Origin of the sequence: Castellaniella defragrans 65Phen (assembly GCF_000612685.1) — a bacterium.
Lineage (GTDB): Bacteria > Pseudomonadota > Gammaproteobacteria > Burkholderiales > Burkholderiaceae_B > Castellaniella > Castellaniella defragrans.
In genome coordinates this window covers 3,672,558-3,681,996 of record NZ_HG916765.1, presented here as the reverse complement: position 1 = coordinate 3,681,996, position 9,439 = coordinate 3,672,558, and the positions used below count along the sequence as shown (strand labels likewise).

The following is a 9,439-nucleotide window of genomic DNA, read 5'->3' as shown; positions in this document are numbered from 1 at the left end:
GCCTGCATGCCACCGCGACTGGCCTTACGAAACATCAGCAAAGCCTACCCGGCCGTCCGGGCCAACGACGCGGTCGACCTCACCGTCGAGCCCGGCGAGATCCACGCCATCCTGGGCGAGAACGGCGCCGGCAAATCGACCCTGATGAAGATCATCTACGGCGTGGTCCGCCCGGACGAGGGCACGGTCCACTGGGACGGCCAGGAAGTGCGGATCGCCAATCCGGCGGCGGCGCGGGCCCTGGGCCTGGGCATGGTGTTCCAGCATTTCTCCCTGTTCGACACCCTGACGGTGGCCGAGAACATCGCCCTGGGCCTGCCGCCGGACACCGACATGCGGGCCCTCGAAACCCGCATCGCCGCCACGGCGGCGCAATACGGCCTGGACGTCGAGCCGCGCCGCCACGTCCACACCCTGTCGGTGGGCGAGCGCCAGCGCGTGGAGATCGTGCGCGCCCTGCTGGGCAAGCCGCGCCTGCTGATCCTGGACGAGCCGACCTCGGTGCTCACGCCGCAGGCCGTGCTGCGCCTGTTCGAGGTCCTGCGCCAGCTGGCGGCCGAAGGCTGCAGCATCCTGTACATCAGCCACAAGCTCGACGAGATCCGCGCCCTGTGCCATCGCTGCACGGTGATGCGCGCCGGCCGGGTGACCGGGGTCTGCGACCCGCGCCAGGAAACCGAGGCCAGCCTGTCGCGCCTGATGATCGGCGCCGACCTGCCGGTGCACGAGCACCGGGTGCGGGCGGCCGGGCCGGTGCTGCTGCGGCTGCGCGGCCTGGACCTGCCGCGCGCGCATCCCTTCGCCACGCCGCTGGCGGGCATCGACCTGGACCTGCACGCGGGCGAGATCCTGGGCGTGGCGGGCGTGTCCGGCAACGGCCAGCAGGAATTGATGGGCGCGCTCTCGGGCGAGGACAGGCGCGCGGCGCGCGACAGCATCCTGTTCGACGGCCAGCCCGTCGGCCACCGCTCGTCGGCCTGGCGGCGCATGCGCGGCATGGCCTTCGTGCCCGAGGAACGCCTGGGGCGCGGCGCCGTGCCGGAACTGTCCCTGGCGCGCAACCTGCTGCTCTCGCACCAGGGGCCGGACACCGTGCGGCGCGGCTGGATCCGCGACGGGGCCGTGCGCCGCATCACGGCCGGCATCATCGAGCGCTTCCACGTCAAGGCTGCCGGCCCGCAGGCGCTGGCCGGCAGCCTGTCGGGAGGCAACCTGCAGAAATACATCGTCGGCCGCGAGGTCGTGCGCCAGCCCCGCCTGCTGATCGTCGCCCAGCCCACCTGGGGGGTGGACGTGGGCGCGGCGGCGCAGATCCGGGGCGAACTCCTGGCGCTGCGCGACGCCGGCTGCGCCATCCTGCTGATTTCCGAGGAACTGGACGAATTGTTCGAGCTGTCCGACCGCCTGGTCGTCCTGGCCAAGGGGCGGCTGTCGCCCCCCATCGCCCGCGCCGAGGCCACGCGCGAACGGATCGGCCAGTGGATGAGCGGCCTGTGGCCCGGGGCCGATGCGGCCGCCGGGCCGGACGCCGGCCACGCCGCCGCGGAGGCCGCCCATGCTTGAGCTCGTCTCCCGCGCCGAGCCGTCGCGCCGGATGGTGTGGCTGTCGCCCCTGATGGCGGTCGCGCTGACGGCGCTGTGCGGCGTCTTCATGTTCCTGGCCGTGGGCAGGCCGCCCCTGGAGGGCCTGGCCGTCTTCTTCGTGGAGCCGCTCGCCAGCGGCCACGGCTGGGCCGAGATCGGCGTCAAGATGGCGCCGCTGCTGCTGTGCGCGGTCGGCCTGGCGCTGTGCTTCCGCGCCAACATCTTCAACATCGGGGCGGAAGGCCAGCTGGTCGTCGGCGCGATCGTGGCCGGCGCCTTCATCCTGCGCTTCGACGACGGGACGGGCGGCGGGGGCGGGCCGCTGATGATCGCGCTGGCGCTGCTGGCCGGCGCCCTGGGAGGCGCGGTCTGGGCGGCGCTGGTGGCCTGGCTGCGCGACCGCTATCACGCCAACGAGATCCTCGTGTCGCTGATGTTGGTGTACGTCGCGCAGCTCCTGCTCAGCTACCTGGTGCACGGCGTGATGCGCGATCCGGACGGCTTCGGCTTCCCGCAGTCGCGGCTGTTCGACGACGGCTTCCTGCTGCCGGTGTGGCCGGGCACGCGCCTGCACCTGGGGCTCGGGCTGGCGCTGGCGGCGGCGCTGGCGGCCTGGCTGCTGCTGGCCCGCCTGTTCGCCGGCTACCGCCTGACGGTGGGCGGCCTGGCGCCGCTGGCCGCGCGCTACGCCGGATTTTCCTCGCGCCGCGCGCTGTGGGGCTGCATGCTGGGCTCCGGCGCGCTGGCCGGGGTGGCCGGCGCCTGTGAAATCATGGGGCCGATCGGCCAGCTCACGCCCTCGGTCTCGCCGGGCTACGGCTTCGCCGCCATCATCGTCGCCTTCGTGGGGCGGCTGCATCCCGTGGGCGTGATCTTCGCCAGCTTCGTCATGGCCCTGTTCTACATCGGCGGCGAGCTGTCCCAGACGCGGCTGGGCATGCCCAGCGCCATCACCGGCATCTTCCAGGGCATCTTGCTGTTCTCGCTGCTGGCCTGCGACGTGCTGATCCACCAACGCCTGCGCTGGAGGCGCTGACACCATGGACGTACTGGCTCCCCTGATCGCGGCCGCCATGAACGCCGGCACCCCCCTGATGCTGGCGGCCCTGGGCCTGCTCGTCAACGAGCGCTCCGGCGTCATCAACCTCGGTTCGGAAGGCATGATGCTGGTGGCGGCGGCCCTGGGCTTCGCCGTGACCGTGCAGTCGGGCAGCACGGGGCTGGGCTTTCTCGCGGGCGCCGGGGCCGGCGCCCTGCTGGCCGGCCTGTTCGCCTGGCTGGTGGTCTGGCTGGGGGCCAACCAGATCGCCTGCGGCCTGGCCCTGTCCCTGTTCGGCGTGGGCCTGTCCGCCTCCATCGGCCTGCCCTACGTCGGCGCCACGATCCAGGCCGCGTCCTGGGCGGTGCCGGGCCTGGCCGGCCTGCCCTTCGTCGGGCCGGCCCTGTTCCAGCATCATCCGCTGGTCTACGGCGCGCTCGCCCTGGCCGTCGGGCTGAGCTGGTTCCTCTACCGCACGCGCGCCGGCCTGGTCCTGCGCGCGGTGGGCGAGTCCCCCGAATCCGCCCACGCCCTGGGCTACCCGGTGCGCCGCATCCGCCTGGTGGCGCTGCTGTTCGGCGGCGCCTGCTGCGGCCTGGCCGGCGCCTTCATGTCGCTGGTCTACACGCCGATGTGGGTCGAGAACATGGTCGCCGGCCGCGGCTGGATCGCCCTGGCGCTGACGCCGTTCGCCACCTGGCGCCCGCTGCGGGTGCTGGCCGGGGCCTACCTGTTCGGCGGCATCACCATCCTGACCTTCCACATGCAGGCGCTGGGGGTGCCGATCGCCTCGCAGCTGCTGTCGATGCTGCCCTACCTGGCCACCATCCTGGTGCTGGTCCTGATCTCTCGCAACGTGAACTGGATCCGCATCAACATGCCCGCGTCGCTCGGGCGCGTGTTCAACCCGAATCATTGATCGTCGTCCACGGAGACCCTTCCCATGAAAACCCGCCTGTTTCGTCAAACCCTGGCCGCCGCCACCGCCGCGGCCTGCCTCTGGGCCGCCGGCCCCGCCGCCGCCGAGCCCCTGAAGATCGGTTTCGTCTACGTCAGCCCGGTGGGCGAGGCCGGCTGGTCCTGGCAACAGGACCTGGGCCGCAAGTACATGGAGCAGCAGCTGGGCGACAAGGTCAAGACCCAGTACGTCGAGGACGTGCCCGAAGGCGCCGACGCCGAGCGCGTCATCCGCGACCTGGCCCAGCAGGGCAACAAGCTGATCTTCACCACCTCATTCGGCTACATGAACCCGACCATCAAGGTCGCCAAGCAGTTCCCGGACGTGAAGTTCGTCCACTCCACCGGCTACAAGACCGCGCCCAACGTCGCCACCACCAACGCCCGCTTCTACCAGGCGCGCTACGTCGCCGGCATCCTGGCCGGGCACAAGACCCAGACCGGCGTGGTCGGCTACGTCGGCGCCTACCCGATCCCCGAGGTCCTGCAGGGCATCAACGCCTTCACGCGCGGCCTGCGCAGCGTCAAGCCCGACGCCACGGTGCGCGTCATCATGGTCAACAGCTGGTTCGATCCGGGCAAGGAGCGCGACGCCGCGCTGGCCCTGCTGGACCAGGGCGCCGACATCGTCACCCACCACACCGATTCCACCGCCGCCGTGCAGGCGGCCGAGGAACGCGGCAAGTGGGCCATCGCCTACCACTCCGACATGCTGAAGTTCGGCCCGAAGGCCCAGCTGGCCGCCGTCACCCACCATTGGGGGCCGTACTTCACCCGCGAAGCCCAGGCCATGCTGGACGGCACCTGGAAGTCCGATCAGGTCTGGGGCGGCTTCAAGGAAGACATGGTCGCCCTCGAAGGCTTCGGCCCGGCCGTGGACGACGCCCTGAAGGCCGATCTCAAGGCCAAGGAAGACGCCATCGCCGACGGCTCCCTGAACGTCTTCGCCGCGCCGATCAGGACCAACGAAGGCAAGGTGGTGCTGACCGAAGGCGCGCTCGACGACAAGGGCCTGAACGCGATGGACTACTACGTCGAAGGCGTCGTCGGGAAATTGACGAAGAATTAGAGCCCCCACGCTGCGCAGCCTGCGGCCGCTTGCATCCACCTCGCGGCCTGCATGCCGCTCGGATTCACCAGGCGCAGGCCAGTCCGCAGGGACTGCCCCGCGTCCGGGTTCATCCTCCCGAGGGGGCGCTTTTTGCCTTGGGGCGGCCCGGCGGCAAAAAGGGTTCTTAGCCCGACTTTCGAGGCACCGACCAGGTGCTGACGACCTGGGCCACCGGGTCGCCGCCGCCTTCGGGCAGCAGCAGGGCTTCGCCGGCCGTCATGCGGCCGGTTTTCAGGATCCGGGCCCGGGCGATGATCCCGCCGGCCGGCGCGCCCCGCAGGAAATTGATCGTCAGGCTGGCGGTGACCGACTCGGCGACCCCGGTGGCGCCGACCACGGCCGCGTACAGGGCCAGGTCGGCCAGGCCCATCAGCATCGGCCCGGCCACGATGCCGCCCAGCCGCTGATTGGCCGGGCTGGGGGGCAGGCGCAGGGTGGCCCGGCCGTAGCCGATGTCCAGGATCTCGATGCCCAGCACGGCGGCGAAGGGATGCAGCCGGTCCAGCAGTTCGCGGAATTCATCGAGGCCGATGCGGGCCTGCGCAGCCCCGGCATCGGGGGTTTCGGTTTCGGCGACGATTTCAAGCGGCTTGGACATGGCGCAAAGAAGAGTCGAAAAGCCCATAGTACACTGGCCCGGCCGGGTCAGGCAGGTGCCGCCCGGCCGCTCCGGCCGGCGGTCCGGCCGGTCCCGCCGCAGGGCCGCCCAGGCGGACTGCGAGCCACATCATTGGGTAGTGAAATGAAGAAAACTTTGACGCGCACACTGGGAATTTCGGCCGGCCTGCTGCTGGCGGCCTCGGCCTGGGGGCATGGCCAGCAGCCCGCGCACGGCGCCCCCGCCGCCACGCCGGCCAAGACCTCCGCCACGGTGACGGCGTCCGATTGCTGGATCCGCCTGATCCCGGCCCCGGCGCCTTCGGGCGGCTTCTTCGTGGCGCACAACACGGGCGCGGAAGACGCCGTGCTGACGGGCGCCCATTCGCCCGACTACGGCATGGTGATGCTGCACGAAACCACCGAATCCGGCGGCATGAGCAAGATGGCCATGGTCCACCAGGTCAACATCCCGGCGGGCAAGGGCCTGGTGTTCAAGCCCGGCAGCTACCACCTCATGCTGGAGCAGCCCCGCGAAGGGCTGAAGGTCGGCGATTCCGTGCGGGTGGATTTCACGCTGGCCAACGGCGAAGGCTTTTCCACGACCTGCGAGGTCAAGTCCCCCAAGGCCATGTCGGGCGCGGGCGGGCATGGCGCGGCCGGCCAGATGAAGCACTGATCCGCTGATCGGCCCGCGGCCGGCTCAGGCCTGCGCGATGAACTCCAGGACCGTGCGGTTGAAGGCCCGAGGGTTGGCCAGGTTCATGCCGTGGGCGGCCAGGGCGATGCGCGCGCGCCGGGCCTGCGGCAGCAACTGCTGCAGCCGGTCCTGGCGGGTGCCGTATTTGGCGGGACTCTGCGCGCCTCCGACCAGCAGCACGGGGCAGGACAGGGCGGCGGCATCCCGCGGATCCACCGGCAGGTTGGCCTCGCGGACCTGCGACAGCAGCGTCGCGGCGTTGTCCCGCACCATGTCCTTGAACCAGCCGACCATCCTGCGCCAGGTGTCGGCGCCGTTCACCGTGTCGATGAACTGCTCGATCGCGCCTTCGGTGTCGCCGTCCCGCAGCCGCCGGACGGCGTCGGCGTAGAAGACCGGCGTCTCGGGCTCGTCCGCGTAGCGGAATCCGGGGTCGGCCAGCGTCAGCGAGCGGCACAGCTGCGGCGCCTGGAGCGCCAGGGCCAGCGCCACCTGGGCGCCCCGCGAATGGCCCACCACGTGCGCGCCGCCGTGCGCGCCCAGCGCACGCAGCAGCTGCGCCAGGTCGCCGGCGTGGCGCTCGACGGCGTATTGCGCCTGCGGGTGGGGCTGGGCCTCGGGCCAGCAGCCGCGCAGGCTGGGGGCGATGACGCGGCGCGTTTCGGCGAAGGCCGGGACCTGCCAGCGCCAGTAGCGGTAGTCGCACAGCGAGCCGTGGATCAGCAGGATCGGCGCGCCCGCGCCCGCATCCACGCCCATGCCCGCGCCGGCCTGCGTGTAGTGCAGGCGGCCGTCGGGCAGGGGGAGGACGTGGTGCGGCAGGTCGGTGCGCGGGGCCGGCATCGCGGGATGGATTACAGCAGCTTCAGGCGGCTCTTGGCCGTCTCGGCCGACGCGCTGCCGGGGTAGTCCTTGATGATGCGCTGCAGGCTGGCCTTGGCGCCCTTCATGTCGTTGAGTTCGATCTGGTCGGCCGCCACCACCAGCAGGGCGTCGGGCGCCCGCGGATCGTCGGGGTGGTTCTTCACCAGCGTCTGCATGGTCTGGATGGAGTTCTTGAAGTCCTTGGAGGCGTACTGGCTGCTGCCCAGGTAGAACAGCGCGTCGCCCGCCAGGGCGCTGTCGGGGTAGGACTGGATGAAGGTGGCGAAGCCGGACGCGGCTTCCTTGTAGCGGCCGTTGCGGTACAGGTCGGCGGCGGCCTCGTAGGCGGCCTGCTCCTGCGGGTCGCCGGCCTGCGGGGTCTGGGGCGCGTTGGGGTTGGCGTCGGCCGAGGGCGCGCGCTGGCTCAGTTCTTCGATGCGGCCGCGCAGCGAGGCGATCTCCTGGTGCAGCAGATCCATCTGGTCGGCCAGCTGCAGCCGGGCCTGCTGGTTCTGCTCGTTCAACTGCTTGATCTGGGTGCGCAGTTCCAGGATGGCGCGGCGCGCCTCGTCGTCGGAAAAGGCCTGGGCGGCGGGCGCCGCCAGCGTCAGGGCCAGCAGGATGGCGGCGGGAAGGGCGTGCAGGCGATGGGTCGTTGCGGTCATGGATCTTCCGTCTCTTCAATGAAAAACGCCGTAGCGGGGGCCGCTACGGCGCTGTCGCTGCGTGTCTGGCGATCAACGCTGGTAGTTGATGTCGGCGCGGCGGTTCTCGGCGTAATCGGCTTCGGTGTTACCCAGGGCCTTGGGACGTTCCTTGCCGAAGCTGATCGCTTCGATCTGGTTGGCGTTGACGCCCAGCAGGGTCATCATGCGCGCCACGGCGTCCGAACGGCGCTGGCCCAGGGCCAGATTATATTCGGTGCTGCCGCGGGCGTCGGTGTTGCCTTCCACGCGGACCTTCTGGCCTTGGTGGCCAGCCAGGTAGGTGGCATGCATTTCGACGACGCTGCGGTATTGTTCCGGCACCGTGTAGCTGTCGAAGTCGAAGTAGACCGAGCGTTGTTGCGCGAGCGGGCTTTGCGGATTGAAGGGATCCATGATCTGCCCAGCGGACGCCGAATCGGAGCCGTTGCCTGCGCCGTTCTGGTCCAGCGGCACGGAGCTGCAGGCGGCCAGCGAAGCTGCGATGGCGGCGATGGTCAGGGTCCTGGTGATGCGCGAGCTCATTTAATGTCCTTTATTAAGAAAGAAGAGTCACACGAAAAAATCAGTCAGTGAAAGGGCCCCAGGCGGGCTCGCGGACCTTGCCGTTGAGCACCGACAGGGTCTGGCGCACACGCCCGTCGATCGAGGTCACCGCCAGCACGCTGCGACCGTTCTGGATGGCGCTGTAGAGCACCTGCATTCCATTGGGCGCGTAGCTGGGGGATTGGTCGTCCGGGCCGTCCGTCAGAATCTGTTCGGAACCCGAGTTCAAGGCGAGGCTTGCAATCCTGAAGGCACCGTTTCTGCGAGTAACGTACACCAGTTGTTGTCCATCCGGCGATACCCTAGGTGAAATATTGTAACTACCGGAGAAGGTCAGTCGCTGGGCGTCGCCGCCCCCGGCCGGCACCTTGTAGATCTGCGGGCTGCCGCCCCGGTCGCTGGTGAATACCAGGGACTGGCCGTCGGGGGTGAAGTGCGGCTCGGTGTCGATGAGCGGCGAGCGCATCACCCGGCGCAGGTCCGATCCATCCGTGTTGATGGTGTAAATCTGCGAAATGCCGTCTCTTGAGAGCACGATCGCCATGCGCTGGCCGTTGGGCGCCCAGGCGGGCGCGCTGTTGTTGCCCTTGTAATTGGAGATGGGCTGGCGCTGGCCGGTCGCCAGCGTCTGCACGTAGATCACGGATTTGCCCGATTCAAAGCTGACGTAGGCCAGCCGCGAGCCGTCCGGCGACCACGCGGGGGAGATGATGGACTGCTTCGAGCGCAGCATCACCTGCGGATTCTGCCCGTCGGCGTCAGCAATTTGTAACTCATAACCGTTGCTTGTTTGCAACACGTAAGCGATCCGGGTGGAGAAAACGCCGCGCACCCCCGTGATCTTTTCGTAGATCCGGTCGGCGATGCGGTGGGAGATGCGGCGCATCTCGGCTTCGGTGCCGCTGTAGGACGCCTGGTCCAGCTCGGTCTTGCGCACGTTGTCCACCAGCCGGTAGCTGACCGTGTACTGGCCGCCATTCTGCGCGACGGTGCCGTAGGCCAGGTAGTCCGCGCCGCGCGCCTGCCAGGTGGCGTAGTCGATCTTGCTCTGGACGTCCAGCCCGGCGCCGGAGGCGCCGATCAGGCGGAACTGGCCGGAGCGGGTCAGGTCGGCGCGGATGACCTCGGGCGCCGAGGTGGCGCTGGCCGCGCCCGCGAAATCGGCGATGGCGATCGGGTACTGGGTGGCGCCGACGCCGGAAATGTCCACGCGCAACTGGGCGTGGGCCGCCGAGGCGCCCGCGGCGGCCAGCGCGAGGCCCAGGCCGGCCGATGCGGCGCGGCGCCAGAGGCGTCCGATGAAGCCGGAGGCTGTGAATACGGTCATGGTAACGATC

The 9,439-nt window shown here is 70.0% G+C and carries 10 protein-coding genes; 5 read left to right on the top strand and 5 right to left on the bottom strand.

The window, feature by feature from the left end; translation table 11 throughout:
- The first annotated feature begins 6 nt into the window (after positions 1-6).
- Genes BN940_RS16415 through BN940_RS16400 form a run of 4 tightly spaced genes read left to right on the top strand, consistent with a single transcriptional unit; the run spans position 7 to position 4,649 of the window.
- The gene (locus BN940_RS16415; protein ID WP_043684762.1) at positions 7-1,563 is read left to right on the top strand and encodes an ABC transporter ATP-binding protein; all 1,557 of its coding nucleotides are present in this window, start codon (positions 7-9) and stop codon (positions 1,561-1,563) included.
- On the top strand, positions 1,556-2,620 hold the full coding sequence (locus BN940_RS16410; RefSeq protein WP_043687849.1) for an ABC transporter permease: 1,065 nt from the start codon (positions 1,556-1,558) through the stop codon (positions 2,618-2,620). The genes BN940_RS16415 and BN940_RS16410 overlap by 8 nt, the downstream gene beginning before the upstream one ends.
- A 4-nt stretch (positions 2,621-2,624) precedes the next feature.
- Complete coding sequence (locus tag BN940_RS16405; RefSeq protein WP_043684759.1) at positions 2,625-3,542, top strand: ABC transporter permease; 918 nt, start codon at positions 2,625-2,627, stop codon at positions 3,540-3,542.
- A gap of 24 nt (positions 3,543-3,566) precedes the next feature.
- Positions 3,567-4,649, top strand: coding sequence for a BMP family ABC transporter substrate-binding protein (locus BN940_RS16400; RefSeq protein WP_043684756.1), 1,083 nt, complete (start codon positions 3,567-3,569; stop codon positions 4,647-4,649).
- Between the two features lie 166 nt (positions 4,650-4,815).
- Here BN940_RS16400 and BN940_RS16395 read toward each other — a convergent pair whose 3' ends face one another.
- Complete coding sequence (locus tag BN940_RS16395; protein WP_052355969.1) at positions 4,816-5,289, bottom strand: PaaI family thioesterase; 474 nt, start codon at positions 5,287-5,289, stop codon at positions 4,816-4,818.
- 144 nt (positions 5,290-5,433) lie between these two features.
- Here BN940_RS16395 and BN940_RS16390 point away from each other — a divergent pair, with 144 nt between their 5' ends.
- The gene (locus BN940_RS16390) at positions 5,434-5,967 is read left to right on the top strand and encodes a copper chaperone PCu(A)C (protein WP_084330744.1); all 534 of its coding nucleotides are present in this window, start codon (positions 5,434-5,436) and stop codon (positions 5,965-5,967) included.
- Between the two features lie 24 nt (positions 5,968-5,991).
- On the opposite strand, the gene BN940_RS16385 is transcribed toward BN940_RS16390, so the two are convergent.
- From BN940_RS16385 to tolB, 4 genes are all read right to left on the bottom strand, one after another.
- On the bottom strand, positions 5,992-6,831 hold the full coding sequence (locus tag BN940_RS16385; protein WP_242404221.1) for an alpha/beta fold hydrolase: 840 nt from the start codon (positions 6,829-6,831) through the stop codon (positions 5,992-5,994).
- A gap of 11 nt (positions 6,832-6,842) precedes the next feature.
- Complete coding sequence (ybgF, locus tag BN940_RS16380) at positions 6,843-7,517, bottom strand: tol-pal system protein YbgF (RefSeq protein ID WP_043684753.1); 675 nt, start codon at positions 7,515-7,517, stop codon at positions 6,843-6,845.
- Between the two features lie 72 nt (positions 7,518-7,589).
- The gene (gene pal / locus BN940_RS16375) at positions 7,590-8,081 is read right to left on the bottom strand and encodes a peptidoglycan-associated lipoprotein Pal (protein WP_043684750.1); all 492 of its coding nucleotides are present in this window, start codon (positions 8,079-8,081) and stop codon (positions 7,590-7,592) included.
- A gap of 40 nt (positions 8,082-8,121) precedes the next feature.
- A complete protein-coding gene (tolB, locus tag BN940_RS16370) occupies positions 8,122-9,429 on the bottom strand; it encodes a Tol-Pal system beta propeller repeat protein TolB (protein WP_043684747.1) in 1,308 nt (435 codons plus the stop codon).
- Between the last annotated feature and the right edge of the window lie 10 nt (positions 9,430-9,439).

What these genes read in the sequence shown, in the direction of transcription:
- BN940_RS16415 (WP_043684762.1), top strand. Translation starts at nt 7, where the DNA reads ATGCCACCGCGACTGGCCTTACGAAACATCAGCAAAGCCTACCCGGCC.
- BN940_RS16410 (WP_043687849.1), top strand. Translation starts at nt 1,556, where the DNA reads ATGCTTGAGCTCGTCTCCCGCGCCGAGCCGTCGCGCCGGATGGTGTGG.
- BN940_RS16405 (WP_043684759.1), top strand. Translation starts at nt 2,625, where the DNA reads ATGGACGTACTGGCTCCCCTGATCGCGGCCGCCATGAACGCCGGCACC.
- BN940_RS16400 (WP_043684756.1), top strand. Translation starts at nt 3,567, where the DNA reads ATGAAAACCCGCCTGTTTCGTCAAACCCTGGCCGCCGCCACCGCCGCG.
- BN940_RS16395 (WP_052355969.1), bottom strand. Translation starts at nt 5,289, where the DNA reads ATGTCCAAGCCGCTTGAAATCGTCGCCGAAACCGAAACCCCCGATGCC.
- BN940_RS16390 (WP_084330744.1), top strand. Translation starts at nt 5,434, where the DNA reads ATGAAGAAAACTTTGACGCGCACACTGGGAATTTCGGCCGGCCTGCTG.
- BN940_RS16385 (WP_242404221.1), bottom strand. Translation starts at nt 6,831, where the DNA reads ATGCCGGCCCCGCGCACCGACCTGCCGCACCACGTCCTCCCCCTGCCC.
- ybgF (WP_043684753.1), bottom strand. Translation starts at nt 7,517, where the DNA reads ATGACCGCAACGACCCATCGCCTGCACGCCCTTCCCGCCGCCATCCTG.
- pal (WP_043684750.1), bottom strand. Translation starts at nt 8,081, where the DNA reads ATGAGCTCGCGCATCACCAGGACCCTGACCATCGCCGCCATCGCAGCT.
- tolB (WP_043684747.1), bottom strand. Translation starts at nt 9,429, where the DNA reads ATGACCGTATTCACAGCCTCCGGCTTCATCGGACGCCTCTGGCGCCGC.